This window comes from Acinetobacter shaoyimingii (assembly GCF_011578045.1).
In the GTDB taxonomy this organism is placed as follows: domain Bacteria; phylum Pseudomonadota; class Gammaproteobacteria; order Pseudomonadales; family Moraxellaceae; genus Acinetobacter; species Acinetobacter shaoyimingii.
This window is the reverse complement of sequence record NZ_CP049801.1, coordinates 780,711-803,036: the sequence shown is the minus strand read 5'-3', so window position 1 is coordinate 803,036 and position 22,326 is coordinate 780,711. Positions and strand designations below refer to the sequence as shown.

The following is a 22,326-nucleotide window of genomic DNA, read 5'->3' as shown; positions in this document are numbered from 1 at the left end:
ATATTTTGATTTTTTTCACAATGATCAAAAACATCTATTTTTTGATTTTTTTAAAATCATCAATATTAAGATCAACTTAGCTTTATTTTTTAAAAAACTTTTAAAAAAAAGACAGTTAGAGTTTACATTTAAATTTTTCTTAAATTGCAAAAGCTGTTTTATACTACGCGCGCTTACTTATTTATTACTTTTGATATGACCACACACTCCCCAGGTAAAGCTCAAGCCCGAGCACTTGCCCTGATTCCCCTTATTGTTTTTTTAGCCATATTTTTAGGCAGTGGTATTTACCACTCAATCATTGGGACTGAATTCGCCTTTTATCAAATCAAAGCTCCAGTTGCTGCAATTCCAGCAATTATCCTTGCAGTCCTGCTTTATCGAGGCAAACTCAACCAAGCTATAGAAGATTTTTTAGAAGGTGCCAGTCACCCGAATTTAATTCTGATGTTTATGGTGTTTATGCTGGCAGGTGCATTTGCAAGTATCACCAGTACGATTGGTAGTGTCGATTCAACCGTACAATTTGGTCTATCGATGATACCGCCACAGTTTGTTCTCCCTATGCTGTTCCTCATTTCAGCATTTATTGCAACTGCAATGGGAACATCTATGGGCACCATTGCAGCCTGTGCCCCAATTGCCTTTGGTTTTTCTGAAGTCACTGATATTTCAACTGTCGCTGCCATTGGTGCTGTGGTGGGTGGTGCGATGTTTGGCGATAATTTATCCATGATCTCAGATACCACTATTGCGGCCACTCGCAGTCAAAATGTTGAACTCCGTGATAAGTTCCGTGTCAATGTCTGGATTGCTTTACCTGCAGCCATTTTAACCATTCTTGCCTATTTCATCTTAAGCGATGGAAGCCAACATATCGAATTTAAGGCATATAACATTTGGCTGATTCTGCCTTATATTGCTGTTTTCTTACTGGCATTCTCACGCTTACATGTCTTGGCTGTGTTAACCATCGGTATCGTGATTTCTGGTGTGATTGGACTGTTTTTAAATGCTGATTTCACCGTATTGAAACTCAATACTTCAATTTACGATGGTTTTGTCGGCATGTTTGAAGTGGCACTACTGTCGATGTTCTTAGGTGGTTTGTCTGCCATTATGCAAAAAGAAGGCGGCTTAGAATGGCTCATTCAACGTATTTACAGCATTACACGATTGTTTAAAGTGGGTGCTGAACGTGCGGGTGAAATCGGTATTTGTTTCTTGGTCATTTTGTCTAACCTTTTTGTTGCCAATAACACTGTTGCCATTATTTTATCAGGCGATATGGCACGTGAAGTTGCAAAAGAGTACGGCGTTGACCCAAAACGTGCCGCCGCTTTACTGGATATTTTCTCATGTGTGGTGCAAGGTTTGATTCCTTATGGCGCTCAATTATTACTTGCGTGTTCGATTGCCAAACTCTCACCTGTAGAATTGATTAGTAATATTTACTACTGCTGGATTTTGGCTGTTTGTGCCATCTTAGCGATTGTATGTCGTTATCCACGGTTAAAATCAGTTGCTTCTTAGTTTTTTTGAATTGTGCAAAATCGATCAGATAGGTAAGACGATGAAGGGTGAGCATATGCTTGCCCTTTATGATTTGAAGATGCATTTTAAAATAAATTGCCAATACCATGCTTAGCATTGTGATATTCAATGAGTATTATAAAGACTGATTTTTATCTTCTTTGAGTTGATATTTCATTTGCAATAAGGTCTGCCCCGTATGTGCTTTAAAGGCTCTTGCCAAAGCAGATTGATCTGAATAACCCAGTTGCAGTGCAATATCGGTCAGGCTCATCTGTTGCGCCAACAATTTTTCACAGTGCTTCATACGCTCTGCTTCTAAAATTTGCTTAAATGAGCTGCCCAAATCTTTCAATTGACGTTGTAATGTTCGAACCGAAACATGCAATTCTTTAGCAATATCTTCAATTTTAGGTGCTTGCTGTTGAATTTTTAAATATTCAGCAATAATTAAATGTAGTTGACGCGCCATATTTTCATGATTGGGCTTACTTGCAATGGCTTCTTCAGCCTGCTGAATCAATAGCTGTAAAAGTGACGGATCTGCTTGTTGAATTTGTATATTTAAACTTTCTGTACTCATCACCAAAGTGTAATCTGGCTGATCAAAAACAACCTCACAGGCATAGAATTTTTGGTAATGAAATTGTGCCATTTGAGCACTGTGCGCAAAGCCCACTCGCCTTAAAGGAAAATTGTCCAGTGGCACAATTTTCCTTCCTAATTCAATCATTAAGGCGTTGGTCAATTCATTAATTAAATTGAAATCATCATCTATGTAGGGCCAGCTCAGAATAATATTTTGCTGTTCCTGATGCATCTGCATTGGAATAATCTCATCACCATCAATCACCAAGCGACTAAACTTTAAAATATAACTTAAGGCTTCGGCAAAACTGGTGCTACGTGTTGCCATATACCCCAATACACCAAAATGCTCAGGCTTTACCCCTTTTGCCATTTCAAAAATTAATTGTGGTTTATCGAGCTGTTTTTGAGTGATTTCGATGATGTTCCAGAACAACGGGTAAGATGATTGCTGCGCAATAGGCGCGTCCAAGATATTTTCAATCTGTTTTTTATAGGGTTGAATTTGTTTAATTTCTAAACCATTTACACCCTGTTCAGCCAAATAATTTCGCCATAAATGGAAATAACCATTCGGAATTTGCAATTCCTTCATCGACTTCCTCTCTTTGGTTCTTTTTGACATGATTGATTTTCATTTGTCGTAAAATGTATAAAAAATGGCAAGAACTGTCAAAACAAACCGACCAATAGTCGACATACTGAGATAAAACCTAATGCGAGCAAAATAAGATGAATGCATTAACACAGTATCCCAATGCGATTTATTCTGTTGAACCTGTAGTTCGTAAAAATTTAGATTTTAGACTCAATGAAATTCCACGTTTTTGGTTTGGTGGCGATCCATTCCGTACCCGTATGTTTGACGCATTAAGCCTGACTTTTCCAGATGGCGAACGTTATTTTATTGAATCCGTCCGTTTGTTTAGAGATAAAATTAAAGATCCAGATCTACAAGCACGTGTCGCAGACTTTATACGTCAAGAGGCTCAGCATGGTATGGCACATGACAAAATGAATAAAGTCATGAAAGAACAAGGCATGCCTGTCGATCAATTCATTCAACATTTAAATCGAATTTTTAAATTCGAACTGACACGACGTTCACCACAATACAACATAGCCATGACCGCTGCGGCTGAACATTTGACTGCGCTGATGGCAGAAACGTTTTATAGCAAAAAAGAAACTCTCGTAGACGCTCATCCCTATGTCAGAGCTTTACTTGCTTGGCATGCGATTGAGGAAATGGAGCATCGTGATGTTGCCTTTGATGTCATGAAACAAGTCGGCGAAGTTCCTGAAGCAACACGTAAATTTGCACTGGCATTTACCACCTTTATGATGTTTGGTTTCACACTTTACCGAACAGATGTCATGTTGCGATATGACGGCTTTAGTCGTTTAGACCGAGTCAAAATGCTCTATAAAGGTTTACCTTGGTTCTTTGGTAAAAAAGGCATGTTAACTTCCATGAAAAGCCAATATTTAGATTGGTTCAAAAAAGATTTCCATCCAAGTCAACATCCTGTCATTCATCAATATCAAGTTTGGGTAGATACCTTGGCAGCAACCAATGATCCAATTCAAGCAGGTGAAGCATTCTGGCAAGCCGCAAAATAGAAATTTAGATTTTGACAATGTAGGCAGGTTCAACTTGCCTTTGTGATTGGGTATGAACGTCATTGATGATCTACCCATTTGCTCTGATTGATCATTTTGATCAGAGTATTTGTGCTTTTGAGATACCGACTTTAGCGATTTTGTTTTGCATAATGATTAGAAGCCAGACTGACTTTCAAGCAGAAAGAATCGACCAAGAAGCAAGAATCTTCAAATGTCATACATAAGGAATAACATCACATGAATGCGCCATTACAACAATCATTGCAACCTGTGGTCCGAAAAAATCTAGATTTTAAACTCGATGAGATTCCTCGCTTTTGGTTTGGTGGTGATGCATTTAAAACACGTGTGTTTGATGCGCTGAGTCTGACTTTTCCAGATGGTGAACGTTATTTCATTCAATGTGTGCGTTTGTTCAGAGATCAAATTCAAGATCCGCACTTGGCGAATCGGGTTACTGAATTTATTCAGCAAGAAGCGCAGCATGGAATTGCCCATGACAAAATGAATCAGATTTTGATTAACCAAGGGATGCCTGTAGACAAATTTATCCATCAGGTCAATCAACGTTTTAAACATGCGCTAAAACGTTATCCGAAAAGTTTTAATATTGCTATTACAGCCGCTTGTGAACATTTGACTGCGTTGATGGCCTCGACTTTTTTTTCAAACAAAGCCACCATGCAAGATGCACATCCTTATATTCGGGCATTGTTTGCTTGGCATAGTATTGAAGAGATGGAACATCGTGATGTGGCTTTTGATGTCATGCAAAATGTTGCAAAAACTTCAAATGCATCAAGATACCTTGCACTAACCTTAGTCACACTCATGATGTTTGGTTTTACCATGCAACGTACCAATGGACTTTTAAAACAAGATGGGTTTACCAGAATCCAACGCATGAAGATGTTTCATTCTGGTTTGAAATGGTTGTTGGGACGTCAAGGCATTTTAACGGTAAAGAAAGAAGAATACTTAGATTGGTATCGTTCAGATTTTCATCCAAGTCAACATGCTGTAATTGCTCAATATGATATTTGGATTGAAACTTTGCTCGAAACAAATGATCCCATCGCTGCGGGTCAAGCCTTATGGAAAGCTGCATCTTCATGAGGATAGGGACTTTATCCTCTTATCATTAGCTTTCAACTAAGACATAACCTTCTTCGTTATTTACCTTATTGATATGAGAGGCTTGAGTTTTAAAACGATTCATAACGTCTTAATTTCAATCACGGCATATGGAATCAAATAACATATCTAAACAAGCATCTAAGCGCTTAGTTATCCATTTGAACAACCATTTTCGCTTAAATTCTGTTATTTCAATGCTTGTAATGACTTCCAATTATTTTTAATCACTTCATGTATTACACTCAGCTCACGCACTGTAAGTTCTTATCAGCATAATTTTGTTTAAAACATTTAACCAAAATGTCATTTAATGTGATTTACAACAAAATCTAACTTATAATATGTGGTATTCAACACTGTTTTTTTCAGATATCTCTAATATTTGAGAATTGACTAAACATAAAAATTTATAGAATTCTATGTATTACAAAAATGACGTTTAAATTAAAATTTCAGGCACATGTTTATCTAATCATCTGCAATGCTCTCATCAGCATGTTAATTGCATGCCGTTACTTTGCTTTTTTACCTGAACTTCCAACTGATGTGTTAGGTTTCAGCTTTCTTGTCTGTGGCACATTTTCCCACATGGCCACTTTAAGTTTTTTGATGGGGTTTATCCTTCTTCCAGTACTGTTTTTAACTCAAACACCCAGACGACTTTTACAATCTGGCGTCGCTACATTCGCACTGATTCTTTTGGTCATCGATACCTTTGTGTATTCACAATATCGCTTTCATATCAATGCAGTCATGTTGGAATTGGTCATGTCTGGGCAAGTGGTTAAATTCCCTTTAAGCACTTGGTTCATGGTCATCACAGGCATCATTTTGCTATGGTGTTTAGAATATCTACTCATCTTAAAACTAGAAAAAGCTTCGACATTGAAGCAGTGGAACATCAGTCGAAAATTTGCATGGCTAACCCTAGTGACGTTATTAGCAACACATAGTATTCATGTATGGGCTGCTGCACATGTGTACCAACCTGTAACGGTCGTTAAACGCTACTTACCACTGTTTTATCCAATGACCTCCAATAAAACAATGAAGAAACTGGGTTGGATGGATGAGAAAGCCATAGCGACACAAAAAGCCATGTCGCTACAACGTAAGAGTGATGTGAACTACCCTTTACACCCACTTCAAGCTTCACCTGTTTCACAACCTAAAAATATCATGTTTATTGTGGTCGACTCATGGCGTTCAGATACCTTTAATGCTGAGAATGCGCCAAATATGTGGTATTTAGCGCAAAAAGGTCAAATCTTTAATCAGCATTACTCGACAGGAAATTGTACCCGTACGGGGATTTTTGGCATGTTCTATGCGATTCCTGGAACATATTGGCAAGGAATACTGGTCAATCAGCAAAGTCCTGTATTTATAGATCGTTTACAAGCCCTTAATTATCAAATGGGGATTTTCGCTGCGGCCAAATTGACCAATCCTGAGTTTGATCAAACTGTTTTTTCTAAGATTCCAAATTTGAGAACACATTCAACAGGTGATTCTTCTGTCGAAATTGACCAGAGCATGACCCAAGATTGGTTAAATTGGTACGCTAAACAGGATAAAAATAAACCTAAGTTTTCATTCTTATTTTATGATTCACCTCATGGTTATGATTTTCCAAAAGATTATCCAAAACGTTTTGAACCAATGTTGAAAGAGATTAATTACTTAAAACTCAATAATGATACAGATCGTCATCTCATGCTCAATCGATATAAAACCAGTGTTCATTATGTCGATAGTCTCGTAAAAAAAGTGATTGATAAACTCGAAGAAACAGGTGACTTAAAGAATACTGTGATTGTGATCACGGGTGACCATGGTCAAGAGATTAATGACAATATGGACAATTTTTGGGGGCATAATGGCAATTATACTGACCCGCAAATTAAAGTTCCTTTTGCAATCATCACGCCCGATGGACAGCAACGTTCATTATGGAATGCAAATACCTTAACCAGTCATCAAGATATTGTCCCTACGCTTATGAAGCATTATTTAGGGGTAGATAATCCGATTCAAGATTATGCAGTTGGTGAAGATCTTCTAGGAAATGAAGTGAAACGTGATTGGATTTTAGCGTCAAACTATAGTAGCTATGCTGTGATTACACCAAAAAATATTCTTGAAGTGGGTGTCGTAGGTCAATATGACATGTTGGATAAGAAAAATCGTCCGTTGAAAGATCAGCAACCTAATCCAGTTTATTTACAAGCTGCTCTTGAACAAATCAGCCGTTTTAATAAATAAATGCATCCCTTCCCCATATAAAAACCACGCTATTTCAGCGTGGTTTTTTTAAAGTGAAAATCAATCACCATTTGGCATAATGCTGTTCCAATAAACCGTATTCTTGATCAAACTCCACGATGGTATCTTCTGTTTCAATTTGACCACTGATCTTAGATTGCCATTGACTAAATTGACTGCCGACGATGCTCAGATTTAAATTTTCATAACGACGCCAACTGGTTTCAACTGTCAATTTGAGTTTTCCATCCAAAGAGCGAATATTCCAATGCTGCTCATCTTGGATTTCAAATAGCACATCTGCTAAAGCATAGAGTCGACCGTTGATCCATAAGCAGTTTTCATTGCCAAAGCTTTCATTGACACCAGAAGCGAGATTTATCCCGACTCGATTACCTTTTTTGTCCCAAAAATTGCATGACAACCAAAACCACGCCGTTTCTGGTCTTAGAAAACCACAGCTGTCATCAAGTGCTGCAAAGGTCTTTTCATGAAATTCGACTTTTTGCTTTTGCTTATTGATAAAAAAACCTTCAACTGCCAAAGTCGTAAGCTTTTGTGTGTACGTCCAACCATTGATTCCTGTCGGACTACATAATGATAATGCATCAGTTCCTGCACAAAAAATTCGTGCCTTTAAAACTTCTTCCCCATGTTTAACCGCCTGAACATAGCGCACGCCATTGGCATGTTGAAAATCAAATTGAAATGGCGAATGCTTAAAATGACTTTGATTGAATAAGGGCTGTTCATCGACCACAGTATTATGCGCAAATAGATTGATGGCATTCCATTCCAAAACACTTTGGCTGAGATGATCATAAATATACAGAAAGCCATGCCCCGCCCAAGCCAGATCTACAATCGCAATCCCAATACTGTAGTGTTCATGCTGAATACTACAAAACTTGAATTTTTTATATTTGAGTCGTTTACGCCAGCCATTGAGAACTTTGCCATAAGGCGTTTTATAAACATATTTATCGAGGGCGATCGTGGTCGGCAGTTCAGTGAAACGCCCATAATGTGGTTGACCATTCGCTTGTATTAAATCCATTTTTTAACAGTCCAATAGCTGTCCATAACCATGATGATTAGACTTTAGTCGCGCATTTATTATTACTGATTTTTCACAATTAGCAAATTTCTTAGTTATTTAGTGGCAATAAAAAAGTGACATTAGAATATTGAGTATTCCAATGTCACTTAAAATTTGTATGTAGGTACGTATCTTTGACCTCAAATCTATGAAAATAATTTGAAGATGAACTTTCTGCGCTTTACCAATTGCCTTCGCCTAAGGCTTGACCAATATAATGATACTGCGCTTTAGAACGTGAAAATTTAATCGGACATGCCAGTTGAGCTTCTGTTTCATTCGAATCTGGAATTAATGGTACATTCACGACCCACTCACGTTGCTGCGCCAATTCTGAATTTAGGGCTTCATCTAAATGTAAAACAGGTTCAACACAAACATCTAAAGGTTTAAAAATGTCTACCCATTGATCAAGTGTCTTGGTTTTAATTTGATCTTGAATCGCCTGTTTTACTGCTTTTCGATCATCTCGGTCAAAAGATGCGCCTTTCTCAAGCAGTATTGGCAATTCTAGAACTTGAGACAAACCACTCATAAACTGTGGTTCTAAGCTGCCAATTGAAAGGTAACGTCCATCTTGAGTTTGGTAATAATCATAGAATGTCCCACCATTTAGATGTTCTTGCTCAGCTTGTTGCTGTTCACCACCCGCTAAAACAGCCGCGGCTGCCATATTGTTCAGCGCCACAGCACAATCCGTCATTGAAATATCAATATATTGCCCTTGTCCACTACGTTGACGTTCAATAACAGCGGTTAAGATGCCAATCACTGCGTGTAAAGAACCTCCTGCAACATCTGCAATCTGAATCCCCATAGGTGGCGGACCACTGTCTTGCCGACCTGAATGCCCTGCAATCCCAGACAGTGAAATGTAGTTAATGTCATGCCCTGCTTTGTTTTTATAATGGCTAGTTTGACCATAGCCAGTGATGGAGCAATAAATGAGGCGTGGGTTAATTGCTGATAATGTTTCATAATCCAAACCCAATCGCTTCATGACATCTGGACGAAACTGCTCAATCACAATGTCATATTCAGTTATTTTTTGTTTAATTCGTTCTATACTTTCTGGATCTTTAAGATCTAAAGCCACAGATTGCTTGTTGCGGTTTAAATAATTATGCGAACATGCTTGTCCATTGGAAAATGGCGGAAGTAAACGTATCAAATCTGGACGGCTTGGAGATTCGATATGAACCACCTCTGCACCAAGATCAGCTAAGTACAAAGTGGCAAATGGTCCAGGTAATAGGGTAGAAAAATCGAGTACTTTGAGTCCTTGTAAAGCGGCTTGTGTCATTATTTTTACCAATATAATGTGGATTTTTCACCCATCATAGAAATATAAAACTCATAACACAATGTCATGTTCAGCCATTTACCTTGAACATTTCAGCAATTTATGATGTAAAAGAGCAATTACTCTAGTGTAAATTGCCAATTTACTTTTATTTAGTGTCATTTAGGTCAGGAACAAGTGAATATCAAAGAGACTGAAGGATTTAACATGAGCCGCGATACGATCAGTATCCACTTCGTAAATGCAGCTCTGACTGGGGTTAAACGCCTAGGCATGGATATTGAAACCTTGCTCTCACATGTAGGGATTGAAGCAGAGTTACTGCGCCAACCTAAAGCTCGTATATCACCTGAACAATACACTCGTTTTGTTAAAATGTTATGGATGGTCACCCAAGACGAACATGTTGGATTCGATATTCAACCACGCCGTTTAGGGACTTTTGCCATCATGTGTCAATTGATCATCCATGCGAAAACCTTGGGTGACGCTTTAGAACGCTGTTCACAATTTTATAAATTGTTTGGTGAAGAATGGTCTGTATCGTTAGAACGAGACAAGCACGAAGCTCGTTTAGTGCCTATTATTCCAAGAACAATGGATCCAGATCATTTCATTACTGAAAGTATGTTAATGATTTGGCATGGTTTAGCATCTTGGCTCATTGAACGCCGTATTCCACTTGAACGTGTTCATTTCGCTTATCCACGCCCTGCTCATGCAGACGAGTACGATGCACTGTTCTTTGCACCAGTCATCCAGTTCGATTCAGCCCGTACTGAAATCACCTTTGCAGCTGATTATTTAGATTTGCCTATTCGCCAAGATGAAAACACCTTGGAAGAGTTTTTAAAAGGCGCGCCTGCAAAACTTCTAGTGAAATTTAAAAACACCAATTCTTTGACATCACGTATTCGTGAAGTATTGAAGAGCCAAATTGGTGAAGAAATGCCGACACTCAATGATGTGGCAGCGATGCTTTACTTGTCTCCGCAAACTTTGCGTCGCCGTTTAGCTGCTGAAGGTAAAAGCTACCAAGGTGTAAAAGATGCCTTACGTCGTGATGCTGCAATTCACTTACTATTGAATCCATCTTTGACGCTAGAAGATGTCGCTCAACAAGTGGGCTTTAGTGAAACCAGTACCTTCCACCGTGCATTTAAAAAGTGGACGGGAGTAACCCCTGGTCTATATCGCCAATTGCATGGCTATCATTGATTTATTGTTCCATCAAATAAATTAACCCATGTTTAAGGTCTGTTGATATTTCACATATGATTGAAATATCAACAGACCCTTAATGCATAATTTTTTTATATCTTACATTCATTCAGGATGCATCAATCGCCAGTTGATACATATCAACACGCCATAAGTGCTTTCAAGATTTAGGCAGTATTTTCACTTTTTGACATTTTTAGTGTTCTGTCGTTATCGCTTGAACTTTATAAAATATTAAATAATTAATATAAATATCTTGAATATTATGATAATTGCTGTAGGATGGGTCATATTAGAAAAAAGTTTTGATTCAGTAAATTTTCTTTAAGTATCGCAGTTTTAGTCATAATCCTTCGTTTTTTCAGATTTTAAGCTTCATTCTGTACTATTTTTCTAAGTCTCATTGGTCAGTTAAATGACTTAAAATTATTAAAAATCATAGGATTTATTATGTCAAACTCAGCTGTAGTTAAAGGTACTGTTAAATGGTTCAACGAAACTAAAGGTTTCGGTTTCATTCAACAAGAAAATGGTCCAGACGTTTTTGCTCATTTCAGCGAAATCGCAAGCTCTGGCTTCAAAACTTTAATGGAAGGTCAACAAGTTGAATTCAGCATCGCACAAGGTCAAAAAGGCCCAAATGCTGTAAACATTGTTGCTGTATAATCGATATATAAACAATTAAAGAAAAAGGCATCTCCTTTTTCTTATTGTGATAAAAAAGCCGACTTGTTCGGCTTTTTTTGTTTCTGAATATTACCTTTTTGATTTCATCTCACATCTTTTTTAAACAATAAAACAGCAACCTGACCTTCCCCCACGCTTTCCCCTGTCTTTTTCTTACTTTTCTTACTCCTTTATTCATATACAAGTTGTTGGATCATTCAATGCCCATTCTCTGGCTAATGACCAAAACGATCAAACGACTATTCCGTTCTCGTCATTGCACAATCATCTAGATCGATTACACTCGAACTCACCAAAAGAATTTTAATGCATAAAAAAGGAAAGCATATGAGCGAGGCATATATTATTGACGCCATTCGCACACCGCGAGGAAAAGGGAAAAAAGACGGTTCACTTTACGAAGTTAAACCTATTACCCTGTTAACAACCCTATTAAATGAATTAGAAAAACGTCATCACTTAGACACGTCTAAAGTCGATGATATTGTTTTGGGTTGTGTTACACCTATTGGTGATCAAGGATCAGATATTGCTAAAACTGCTGCGATTGCTGCAGGCTGGAATGATGATGTCGCTGGGGTTCAAATTAACCGTTTCTGTGCTTCTGGTTTAGAGGCTGTCAATTTGGCAGCCCAAAAAGTCCGTTCGGGCTGGGAAGACTTAGTTGTTGCAGGCGGCGTTGAATCGATGTCTCGCATTCCGATGGGTTCAGACGGTGGACCATGGGCGCTTGATCCTGAAACCAATTTAAAATCGACTTTTGTTCCACAAGGGATTGGGGCTGATCTGATTGCCACTTTAGACGGCTACACCCGCGCCGATGTCGATGCCTTTGCAGCAAACTCTCAACAAAAAGCAGCAGCAGCGCAAGCCGCAGGTCGTTTTGATCAATCGATCGTGCCTGTCAAAGATAAAGCTGGTGTAACCATTTTAGATAAAGACGAATTTATTAAACCCACCACAACAGCTGAAGGTTTAGCAAAACTTAATCCAAGTTTTGAAATGATGGGCGGTATGGGCTTTGATGCTGTTGCCCTACAAAAATATCCTGAAGCGCAAAAGATTAACCATGTACATCATGCAGGGAATTCATCAGGGATTGTCGATGGTGCAGCGGTAGTACTGATTGCTTCTGAAAAAGCAGTGAAAGAACAAGGCTTAAAACCACGTGCCAAAGTACTATCTACTGCACTGGTCGGTACAGACCCAACCATCATGTTGACAGGTCCTGCCCCTGCTGCACGTAAAGCCTTAGAAAAAGCAGGCTTAACCATTGATGATATTGATCTGTTTGAGGTCAATGAAGCATTCGCTGCCGTGGTTATGCGTTTTATCAATGAACTCAAGGTCGATCCTGCCAAAGTCAATGTCAATGGTGGCTCAATTGCCATGGGGCATCCATTGGGCGCAACTGGTGCCATGATTTTAGGCACTCTATTGGATGAATTAGAGCGTCAAGGTAAGAAGCGTGGTTTGGCAACGTTGTGTGTAGGTGGTGGCATGGGTATTGCGACCATTATTGAGCTGGTATAAGGAGAACAAGAATGAGCGCAATTCAATACGAAAAAAATGCCGATAACATCATCATCCTTACACTTGATTCACCAAACCAATCTGCCAATACCATGAATGGTGACTTTCGTGTCGCTTTAGAAAATATCGTCAGCAAACTTAAATCTGAAACAGACATTACCGGCATTATTTTTAAGTCTGCAAAGAAAACTTTTTTTGCAGGCGGCGATTTAGACGAACTGATTCAGGCTCAGCCTGAACAAGCGCCTGAATTTTTCGACATGATTCAGAAGATGAAAGCAGAGTTTCGCTATATTGAAACCTTGGGTGTACCTGTTGTTGCCGCTTTAAATGGTACGGCGTTGGGTGGCGGTTGGGAAATTGCTTTAGGATGTCATTACCGTATTGCTTTAAATGATCCAAAAGCCAAGTTTGGTTTGCCTGAAGTAACGCTAGGTCTACTGCCAGGTGGTGGTGGTGTTGTGCGTATGGTTCGCCTATTGGGACTTCAAAATGCATTTCCATTTTTGATGGAAGGTAAACAATTTGGTGTTGATAAAGCAAAATCATTAGGTCTCATTCACGACACTGCTGAGACTGCTGAAGAGTTGTTTGACAAAGCAATCGCTTGGGTCAAAGCAAATCCGAAGTCGCAACAACCTTTTGATGTAAAGGGCTACAAAATTCCTGGTGGCACACCATCTTCTCCTCAAGTGGCTCAAGTGCTTGCCATTGCTCCTGCAATGCTTCGTGACAAAACCAAGGGCTGTTACCCTGCGCCTGAAGCCATTATGGCGGCTGCAGTTGAAGGTGCTCAAGTAGATGTCGATACCGCACTGACCATTGAATCTCGTTATTTCACCTTCCTTGCGACAGGTCAAATCTCGAAAAATATGATTGGTACATTCTGGCATGGTCTCAATGCGATTAAATCAGGTGCAAGCCGTCCAAAAGATGTCGCGAAATGGCAGGCCACCAAAGTCGGTGTTTTAGGCGCAGGCATGATGGGTGCAGGTATTGCCTATTCAACGGCAATTAAAGGAATTCAGGTTGTTTTAAAAGATATTTCTACTGAGGCTGCTGAAAAAGGTAAAGCCTATAGCCAAAAACTTCTTGATAAACGTGTTTCTCAAGGTCGTATGACGGCAGAAAAACGTGACCAGATTTTATCTTTAATTCATCCAACAGCATCTAATGAAGATCTACAAGGTTGTGATCTGATTATTGAAGCAGTCTTTGAAAACCAAGAACTCAAAGCCAAAGTGACCCAAGAAGCTGAACAGCACTTGGTGAATGGTGGCGTGATGGCATCCAATACATCAACCTTACCGATTTCAGGTTTAGCAAAGGCAAGTAAGGATGCCAAGAACTTTATTGGTCTGCATTTCTTTAGCCCTGTCGACAAAATGCAATTGGTTGAAATCATTAAAGGGAAAGAAACTTCTGCCGAGACTTTAGCCAAAGCGTATGACTATGTACAACAAATTGGTAAAACCCCAATTGTCGTAAATGATAGTCGTGGATTCTTCACCAGTCGTGTATTTGGTACTTTTGTTCAAGAAGGCTTACGTCTTTTGGCTGAAGGTGTAAACCCTGCACGTATCGAAATGGCAGCACTTAAAGCAGGTATGCCTGTTGGACCATTGGCGATTCAAGATGAAGTTTCTTTAACTTTGTCAGAGCATGTGACATCTGAAACACGTAAGGCGCTTCAAGCTGAAGGTAAAGATTTACCACGTTCGGGTGCCGATGATGTCATCCATAAGATGATTCATGAATTTGACCGTAAAGGTAAAGCTGCAGGTGCGGGTTTCTATGATTATCCAGAAGGTGGCAAAAAACACCTGTGGGATGGCTTAAGTCATTGGAAAAAAGACACACAGATATCTGAACAAGAAATGATTGACCGTTTCCTGTTTGTGCAGTCTTTAGATACGTTACTCTGTCTGGAAGAAGGTGTCCTTGAATCTGTAGTCGATGGTAATGTCGGTTCGATCTTCGGTATTGGCTTTGCCCCATGGACAGGTGGAGCGTTGCAGTTCCTTAATCAATACGGATTGGAAAAAGCCCTGAAACGTGCCAACGAATTAGAAACTCAATATGGTGAACGTTTCAAAGCACCAGATCTTTTAAAGCAAAAGGCTCAGTCAGGTGAAATGATTCAATAAATACCCTCAATACTTATCACTATAAAATAAGGAGCTTTATGCTCCTTATTTTATTCAATAAAGTTCAAATAAAACACATAATTTTTTTAAGCATTTAAGGAATTGTTTTTCGTTGGTGGTCAATTTGTGCTATAACAATGTGCTAAATATTTTGATACCTGAATAGGAAATCCTATTATGAGTGATGTAACTTCTCCCGAAAAATCACCATGGGGCTGGAAATCACTGATTATTTCAGCGATTTTGAGTTGTTTTTTCCTTGGTTTCTTTTACTTAGCAGTAACAAACGAACCAGATTACATGCCAAGTCAAAACAAATCTGCTGCTCATAGTCACCATAGCACGGAAAATGCAACGGCAAATGAAGGACAAACCGCAGCTGAAATGAATATGACGGATGAAGAACACGCAGCTCATGTTGGTCAAGCAACGACCCAAGCTGCAGAAGAGGCGCATCAAAAAGCGCATGATGAAAATAAAGAACACAGTCATTAAATGATAAAAAAGCGCTTATATTTATAAGCGCTTTTTTTACACATATAATGTTAATTGCTTTTAGTCTTCGTCACTTTCAAGTTGTTGACTGCGAAGCGTTTGGATCACTTTTAACACGTCACTAAAATTATTGATGATATTTTTTTCAGTTGCTTGAGGCTGATGTTGCAGCTCCCCACCTTGAAAATAGAGTGCTTGTAGTCCAGATGATCGTGCACCTTGAATATCTGCCTCCCAATTATCCCCAACAAATATTGCATCCTGTGGATAAATTTTGAGTTGTTCACATGCTAAATGAAAAATTCTAGGATCAGGCTTTCTTAAGCCCACTGCTTCTGAAACAATAATACTCGAAAAATATTGTTTTAAACCTAGCGCATAAAAGTTGTGTTCTTGAAATGGTGATTTGCCATTTGAAATTAAACCGAGTTTATATCCATTTTCGTATAACGCTTCAATGGTGGTTTTGACACCATCAAACGGCGTACAAAACTTATTAAAGTCTTGAATATACGATTGCAATAATATTTCAGTGGAATGATGCATAATTTGAAATTCTTCAATCAACTGTGCATAAACACGATCTTTCCATACCGAACCATTGGCATCTAACACCAAGAATCTTTGAATAAAATCATTTTTTAAATCGGAATCAACAAGCTGATAAAAATTAATTTGCCAATTTAAAAATTTCTTTAAAGATGTTGTTCTGTCTAAAAGGGTTTGATCAAGATCAAATAAAACGGCTTTAATGGTCATCATCTCCCCTCATGATTGAAAATTTATAATGTCATGATCATATCTATATGTGGAATTCCACAGTCTAGATATTCTGTTCCTTCTACGTGAAAACCTAAGCTTTGATAAAACTGAATCGCATGAACTTGGGATGATAATTTAAGAAACTCACGATGTTCCTTCTTGGCATGTTCAATGATACTTTGCATAATCAATCGTCCTATGCCTTGACCACGATAGTCTTTTAATACAGCCACTCTTCCAATACTGTGGTTAGGTAAAAGTCGAGCTGTCGCAATAGGTTTTTTAAACTCGTTACAAAGTGCGTAAGCAATAAAATGTAAAGAAACTTCATCCTGATCATCCCACTCATCTTGTTCTGGAATGTTTTGCTCTTGGATAAAAACTTGCTCACGAATATGCATTGCATCTGCTATTAATTTATCCCAACTTGCGGCAGTAGTATAAATTTTATCCATGATTGAAACCTTTACTTAAATAAAAACATCTTACATCTCTTGCTGTATATTCAATTTTTGAGCCGAATACTTTAGAATTTAATCTCACTATATTTACGACAAAACAGCAGAATAATAATGTTTTCAAATCATAAAATTAAAATTTTAATATTAAGTTCACTTTTACTTCCAATACAAAACATCTATGCAAAACAAACTGATGTGGAACGTATTAACATCATCACGAAAAGTACTATTGGATTGTTTTCTTTCCAACATGACAACCAAGATGCTGTTGGTATTCCGCTTGCTGCAGCAACCGCTAATATTTCAGAAGCTGAAGCAAAGACATTACGTGAACGAAGTGGTGATATACCATCCTCAACTTTAGAATTAATGTTAGGTTTATTTAAAGAACAGTTTAATGAACAAGACTTCAAGATCGTTGCACCAGCTTTGAAACGTCAGTTCGAATCACAAGCTGCTGATTATCAAAGCTGTATAAGAAATGGAGAAATCATTAAGAAGGAAAAAACATATGAAGTTCCCTTGATCTGCCAATTAACTGTTTTAGATAAAAAAAATATCAAAATACCAAAAAAAACATCGACACAAAGTGATGCCCAATTTATGGTAGCAACACTCAATTTAATGACTAATGCTTTTTCTAAAGCTCCGAAAGAAACACTAAAAACAAGTATTCTCATTCATAGAGTGGGCGAAAAGTTGATTCCCGAAATGGATGACCCTAACTACTTTCCAAGCACTGTTACTAATAAATTTACAGGTACAACTGAAGAAGAACTCATGAAAGAAAATCAAAAATAATCATTAATCAAAGCGGTTTCAATAAGCCTTTTCAAATCAAGGCTTATTGAAACTTTACTCATTTTCAAATTATTGATAAACACTCATCATCAATCAACACTTACACCCAATCCCTTGTTGATCCCACGCATCATTTAATAAAAGTTCCAGAGATTGCTTTTGAATGCCATACATCTCTTTCAATGCATGAATCTGCTCCAATACCACTTGATCAGGTTCAGTAAAATCTTTTCGTTTCGTTGCCAAAATCATTTTATTTTTACTGGTATGCTCTAAGGCTACAAATTCGAAGACTTTGGTTTCATAACCATACGCTTTGAGTAATAACGCACGAATGGTATCTGTTAACATTTCAGCCTGTTGCCCTGCATGAATGCCAAACTGCAACATCGGCTGTAAAACCTTTGGACTTTGTATTTGTGGACGCAATTCTTTATGACAACATGGCGCACACATAATCATCGATGCATTTAAACGAATACCCGTATGAATCGCGAAGTCAGTTGCAATATCACACGCATGTAACGCAATCATCACATCTAAATTTTCTGGATGATAAGTTCGCACATCACCTTGGAAAAATTGTAGCTGATTAAAATCTGCGTCTTGCGCCACTTTTTGACAAAACTGAACCATCTTATCATTCAGTTCCACCCCAGTGACTGATGGCGATAAATTTTGTTTTTGCAAATAATCGTACAAAGCAAAGGTCAAATAACCCTTGCCCGATCCAAAATCAACAACATTCAGCTGCTGATCTTTGACATTGATATTCGACAAAGCACCAGAGAAAATTTCGACAAATTTATTAATCTGTTTCCATTTGCGTGCCATGCTTGGAATGATTTGCGCCTTTTCATCAGTGATGCTTAGTGCTTTTAAAAATGGTGAAGATTGCTCTACATACCGATGTTTTTCACGATCATGTCCCTGCTCTGCTTTTACAGCGGTAGATGCACCAACTTTAGCATTCTTGGTTAACATGGCTTTCTTTTTATTTTTTTTGATTTGAATTTCTTCATCCAAGCTAAATAAATTGGCTTGCTTACATTGCGACATCAGTTCTTCAATTAAATTTTGTGCTTCATCTAAAGGATAGTTTTTGGTGATATCTTGAGTTTTGTGATGATAAAGCACATTCAAAACAGGCTCATTGTTTAACTGAATCATACGTATCGTAATTTTCAGTAAGTCGACCAATTCACCTTTATATTGGCTGAATACCAATCGATCAATTTTATTTATTTCAATGGCTTGCAATACAAGATCCAAAAATTGTTGTTCCTGAATAAACGGGGTAGCCACCTGTGACATAGTCAAAACTCAAATCAATCTAGAAGGGTATTTTAAATGTTCTTACTTTAAAGGTAAAACTGTATTACTATACAAATGTATATTTTATAGAATCAGCCATATTATGACAAAAATAATCCAACAGGGTTATGATCCACGTGAAGAACAAATAAATGCGATAAGTCATGCCTTTGGAGCCCTTCTTGCCCTGATTGCCAGTATTTTTATGTTGATTAAAGGAAGCTATTTACCTGCAGGTCAATATTTTGGCTTATGGGTTTATGCATTGAGTATGGTTTTACTTTTTTCCAGTTCTGCCATTTATCATTTTTCCCAAGATGAAAATAAACGTTATTGGTTCAAGAAATTAGACCATACCGCGATTTACTATTTGATTGCTGGCACCTATACACCCTTTCTTGCCATTGCCCTACCAACCGCCAAAGCGCATTACTTACTCATTGCACTTTGGGTAATTGCGCTCGTTGGCACGCTGTTCAAATTAGTTTTCATCCATCGTTTCCAAAAAATTTCCTTGATTGCCTATCTCGTGATGGGCTGGCTTGCCTTACTGGTAATGGATGATATGAAACAATATTTAAGTGAAGATTGTCTTATATTTCTCATTATTGGTGGGCTGGCTTATACGATTGGTGCATTGTTTTATGCGCTAAAAAAGGTAAGATACACGCATGCTATCTGGCACATTTTTGTACTGATTGGTGCAGGATCACACTTCCTCAGCATCTATCTGTACGTGATTTAACCCATATTCATCACTGTTTTAGCGACCCTAGACGTGTGAATTGAAGTGGTATTTCGTATTTTTTTAAGAAATTACGCCTTTTTTAAAAAGATTACGCTTTTAAAACTAATGTCTTTTATTTTTAGTAAGTGTAAGGTTTCTTATGGCGTCATCAAATACAGCGACAACAGCACAACCCGCAAATTCAAAAACACGTGTTCTTACTGCAAGTTTAGTGGGAACCACCATCGAGTTCTTCGATTTTTATATTTATGCGACTGCAGCGGTCATTATTTTCCCGCATTTATTTTTCCCTGCAAGTACAGATCCAACGACAGCCACCATTCAATCTTTAGCGACTTTCGCAATTGCATTTATTGCCCGCCCGATTGGTGCAGCACTGTTTGGACATTTGGGGGATCGAATTGGACGAAAAGCCACACTGGTTGCAGCTTTGCTGACTATGGGTATCTCGACCGTCTGTATTGGTCTTTTACCAACCTATGCACAAATCGGTATTGCAGCGCCATTATTATTAGCACTTTGTCGTTTAGGACAAGGTTTAGGATTGGGCGGTGAATGGTCTGGTGCGGTATTACTTGCAACTGAAAATGCACCTGAAGGCAAACGTGCATGGTATGGGATGTTCCCACAACTGGGTGCTCCACTTGGTTTTATTTTAGCCACAGGTTCATTCTTACTGCTTGGCGCATTTATGTCTGAAGCAGATTTCATGCAATGGGGCTGGCGTATTCCATTTATTTCGAGTGCATTACTGGTGATTGTGGGTTTATGGATTCGTTTAAAACTTCATGAAACACCCGCATTTAAAAAAGTCTTAGAAAAGCAAAAAGAAGTGAATATTCCGTTTATGACGGTTGTGACCAAACATTTTCCAATGCTGGTGTTAGGCACAATTGCAGCCATTTGTACTTTCGTTGTTTTCTACTTAACGACAGTATTTGCACTCAACTGGGGAACAACCAAACTCGGCTATTCACGTGGTGAATTCTTAGAATTACAATTGATTGCAACGCTATGTTTTGCTGCATTTATTCCCCTTTCTGCTGTATTTGCTGAAAAATTTGGACGTAAAGCAACTTCGATTGGGGTCTGTATTACATCTGCAATCTTCGGTTTATTCTTTGCCAGCATGTTGGAGTCAGGTAATACTGTCGTGGTGTTCTTATTCTTATGTATCGGTTTAGGTATTATGGGATTAACATACGGTCCTATTGGAACAGTACTTTCTGAAATTTTCCCAACCTCAGTGCGTTATACCGGTTCAGCATTGACCTTTAACTTGGCTGGTATTTTAGGTGCATCTTTTGCACCGCTGATCGCGACTAAACTTGCAACCACATATGGGCTTTATGCTGTAGGTTATTATTTAACGGCGGCATCACTGTTGTCTTTATTTGCATTTATGATGATTCGTGAAACCAAAAATGATGATGTGAATAATCAGATTTAAAAATAAAATCAATAAAAAGCCGACTTTTATGTCGGCTTTTTTACTTTCTATTCAATGAAAATCAATCCAATCATGCGTTTAATATATCGATTTTAAGATCAATATAACTCAATAATATCAATCATCGGTGGTACTCGAAAACGAAATGGTACTCCGACCATCCCCGTACCTACACTGACAAATACGTTCGCATTTTCATGCACATACAAACCACGTTTATGACCTAAGATCGATACTTTTTTCATCACGTAATTGGTTAACCAAGGGAGTTCGACCTGCCCACCATGCGTATGTCCTGACAGCATCAGTGGATGAGTTGGCAACTCAGGTACCATATCTACAGTATCTGGGTTATGTGACAAAATCAGCCAAGGTTTATCTTGTGGTAAATCTGGCATATAACGCATATCCGCTTTCCCTGCCCACAAATCACCTACACCAATAAGACGAAATTCATCAAATTCAACAATTTTACCTTCGATGTCCATGACATCATTCACTTCGAGTGCATGTTTTAAGAGCGCTTGAATGGGTGGACCAGGATATTGTTCATCATGATTGCCATTGACTGAATAAACAGGGGCTTGTATTTCTTTCAATACTGCCAATTCTTCTGCAAGTTTATTTTCAGGTTCATACGTCCAATCGCCTGCCACAACCACCGCATCTGGTTTCTCAGCATTTATTTTATCGACAATGGTCCTTAATTGGCGTTCATCTCCAGAAAACAGTCCGACATGTAAATCTGCAATTAAAGCAATTTTAACAGGCTGTTTAAATGCTTGATCTGAGCTCAATTTATATGTGATACGATTGATTTTAACCAATTGAGGTTCAATAAATCGTGCATAAATAAGAACACAGCACAATAAGAAAATAAAAACACTTTCATGCAGACTAAATACTGCTGTATAGCCCGCATATAAGGTAAATATGATCAATGGAAAAAGTAAGTAAGATAGGTAGAATGCCAATAAATGAACAAATGATTTAAATGGATGGATCGTTTCAGTCCTAGATTGACTCCGCCATGCCTGCGCAACTCCCCATAGGAATACCGCTGCAAAACAAATATAAAAAGCCACTAGAATGTTATCGGTTGTCCACATATTCAATCTCTATGCGCCTGAAATTGCGCGGATATCATTATTTATCT

Annotated in this window: 19 protein-coding genes; 12 read left to right on the top strand and 7 right to left on the bottom strand. The window is 38.2% G+C overall.

Annotated features, from left to right (window positions below):
• Positions 1 to 195 precede the first annotated feature (195 nt).
• A complete protein-coding gene (locus tag G8E00_RS03680) occupies positions 196 to 1,533 on the top strand; it encodes a Na+/H+ antiporter NhaC family protein (protein WP_166222025.1) in 1,338 nt (445 codons plus the stop codon).
• 136 nt (positions 1,534 to 1,669) lie between these two features.
• Here the strand turns inward: G8E00_RS03680 and G8E00_RS03675 are convergent, their stop codons facing one another.
• Entirely contained in the window at positions 1,670 to 2,716 is a 1,047-nt protein-coding gene (locus tag G8E00_RS03675; RefSeq protein WP_166222022.1) for a helix-turn-helix transcriptional regulator, read from the bottom strand.
• A 137-nt stretch (positions 2,717 to 2,853) separates the two neighbouring features.
• On the opposite strand from G8E00_RS03675, the gene G8E00_RS03670 reads away from it, so the two are divergent.
• From G8E00_RS03670 to G8E00_RS03660, 3 genes are all read left to right on the top strand, one after another.
• The gene (locus tag G8E00_RS03670) at positions 2,854 to 3,744 is read left to right on the top strand and encodes a metal-dependent hydrolase (protein ID WP_166222018.1); all 891 of its coding nucleotides are present in this window, start codon (positions 2,854 to 2,856) and stop codon (positions 3,742 to 3,744) included.
• 240 nt (positions 3,745 to 3,984) lie between these two features.
• The gene (locus tag G8E00_RS03665) at positions 3,985 to 4,863 is read left to right on the top strand and encodes a metal-dependent hydrolase (RefSeq protein ID WP_166012645.1); all 879 of its coding nucleotides are present in this window, start codon (positions 3,985 to 3,987) and stop codon (positions 4,861 to 4,863) included.
• Between the two features lie 453 nt (positions 4,864 to 5,316).
• Positions 5,317 to 7,149: a DUF3413 domain-containing protein gene (locus G8E00_RS03660; protein WP_166222016.1), complete on the top strand. Its 1,833-nt coding sequence runs from the start codon at positions 5,317 to 5,319 to the stop codon at positions 7,147 to 7,149.
• A 64-nt stretch (positions 7,150 to 7,213) separates the two neighbouring features.
• Here G8E00_RS03660 and G8E00_RS03655 read toward each other — a convergent pair whose 3' ends face one another.
• Complete coding sequence (locus G8E00_RS03655) at positions 7,214 to 8,206, bottom strand: DUF2804 domain-containing protein (protein WP_166222014.1); 993 nt, start codon at positions 8,204 to 8,206, stop codon at positions 7,214 to 7,216.
• A 223-nt stretch (positions 8,207 to 8,429) separates the two neighbouring features.
• Positions 8,430 to 9,551: a CaiB/BaiF CoA transferase family protein gene (locus tag G8E00_RS03650; RefSeq protein WP_166222012.1), complete on the bottom strand. Its 1,122-nt coding sequence runs from the start codon at positions 9,549 to 9,551 to the stop codon at positions 8,430 to 8,432.
• A 207-nt stretch (positions 9,552 to 9,758) separates the two neighbouring features.
• On the opposite strand from G8E00_RS03650, the gene G8E00_RS03645 reads away from it, so the two are divergent.
• The 5 genes from G8E00_RS03645 to G8E00_RS03625 all read left to right on the top strand — a co-directional run bounded on the left by G8E00_RS03645 (position 9,759) and on the right by G8E00_RS03625 (position 15,634).
• Positions 9,759 to 10,769 carry an AraC family transcriptional regulator gene (locus G8E00_RS03645; protein ID WP_166012649.1) on the top strand — a complete coding sequence of 337 codons (1,011 nt, stop codon included), beginning with the start codon at positions 9,759 to 9,761 and terminating at the stop codon, positions 10,767 to 10,769.
• A 453-nt stretch (positions 10,770 to 11,222) separates the two neighbouring features.
• Positions 11,223 to 11,438 (top strand): cold-shock protein, encoded by a 216-nt coding sequence (locus tag G8E00_RS03640; RefSeq protein WP_166012650.1) that lies wholly within the window; start codon positions 11,223 to 11,225, stop codon positions 11,436 to 11,438.
• Between the two features lie 348 nt (positions 11,439 to 11,786).
• Positions 11,787 to 12,992, top strand: a complete 1,206-nt coding sequence (locus tag G8E00_RS03635) for an acetyl-CoA C-acetyltransferase (protein WP_166012651.1) — start codon at positions 11,787 to 11,789, stop codon at positions 12,990 to 12,992.
• A gap of 11 nt (positions 12,993 to 13,003) precedes the next feature.
• Complete coding sequence (locus G8E00_RS03630; RefSeq protein WP_166222010.1) at positions 13,004 to 15,139, top strand: 3-hydroxyacyl-CoA dehydrogenase NAD-binding domain-containing protein; 2,136 nt, start codon at positions 13,004 to 13,006, stop codon at positions 15,137 to 15,139.
• Between the two features lie 177 nt (positions 15,140 to 15,316).
• Positions 15,317 to 15,634, top strand: a complete 318-nt coding sequence (locus G8E00_RS03625) for a hypothetical protein (protein ID WP_166221135.1) — start codon at positions 15,317 to 15,319, stop codon at positions 15,632 to 15,634.
• Positions 15,635 to 15,694: 60 nt separating this feature from the next.
• On the opposite strand, the gene G8E00_RS03620 is transcribed toward G8E00_RS03625, so the two are convergent.
• Positions 15,695 to 16,396 (bottom strand): HAD family hydrolase, encoded by a 702-nt coding sequence (locus tag G8E00_RS03620; RefSeq protein ID WP_166222008.1) that lies wholly within the window; start codon positions 16,394 to 16,396, stop codon positions 15,695 to 15,697.
• A gap of 20 nt (positions 16,397 to 16,416) precedes the next feature.
• Complete coding sequence (locus G8E00_RS03615; RefSeq protein WP_166012654.1) at positions 16,417 to 16,851, bottom strand: GNAT family N-acetyltransferase; 435 nt, start codon at positions 16,849 to 16,851, stop codon at positions 16,417 to 16,419.
• A gap of 117 nt (positions 16,852 to 16,968) precedes the next feature.
• Here G8E00_RS03615 and G8E00_RS03610 point away from each other — a divergent pair, with 117 nt between their 5' ends.
• Positions 16,969 to 17,658 (top strand): hypothetical protein, encoded by a 690-nt coding sequence (locus tag G8E00_RS03610; RefSeq protein ID WP_166222006.1) that lies wholly within the window; start codon positions 16,969 to 16,971, stop codon positions 17,656 to 17,658.
• A 93-nt stretch (positions 17,659 to 17,751) separates the two neighbouring features.
• Here G8E00_RS03610 and G8E00_RS03605 read toward each other — a convergent pair whose 3' ends face one another.
• Positions 17,752 to 18,972, bottom strand: coding sequence for a class I SAM-dependent methyltransferase (locus tag G8E00_RS03605; protein ID WP_166012655.1), 1,221 nt, complete (start codon positions 18,970 to 18,972; stop codon positions 17,752 to 17,754).
• 103 nt (positions 18,973 to 19,075) lie between these two features.
• Here G8E00_RS03605 and trhA point away from each other — a divergent pair, with 103 nt between their 5' ends.
• On the top strand, positions 19,076 to 19,717 hold the full coding sequence (trhA, locus tag G8E00_RS03600) for a PAQR family membrane homeostasis protein TrhA (RefSeq protein WP_166222004.1): 642 nt from the start codon (positions 19,076 to 19,078) through the stop codon (positions 19,715 to 19,717).
• Positions 19,718 to 19,859: 142 nt separating this feature from the next.
• Positions 19,860 to 21,170, top strand: coding sequence for an MFS transporter (locus G8E00_RS03595; RefSeq protein ID WP_166012657.1), 1,311 nt, complete (start codon positions 19,860 to 19,862; stop codon positions 21,168 to 21,170).
• Between the two features lie 98 nt (positions 21,171 to 21,268).
• Here G8E00_RS03595 and G8E00_RS03590 read toward each other — a convergent pair whose 3' ends face one another.
• Positions 21,269 to 22,279 (bottom strand): metallophosphoesterase, encoded by a 1,011-nt coding sequence (locus G8E00_RS03590; RefSeq protein ID WP_166222002.1) that lies wholly within the window; start codon positions 22,277 to 22,279, stop codon positions 21,269 to 21,271.
• Positions 22,280 to 22,326 lie beyond the last annotated feature (47 nt).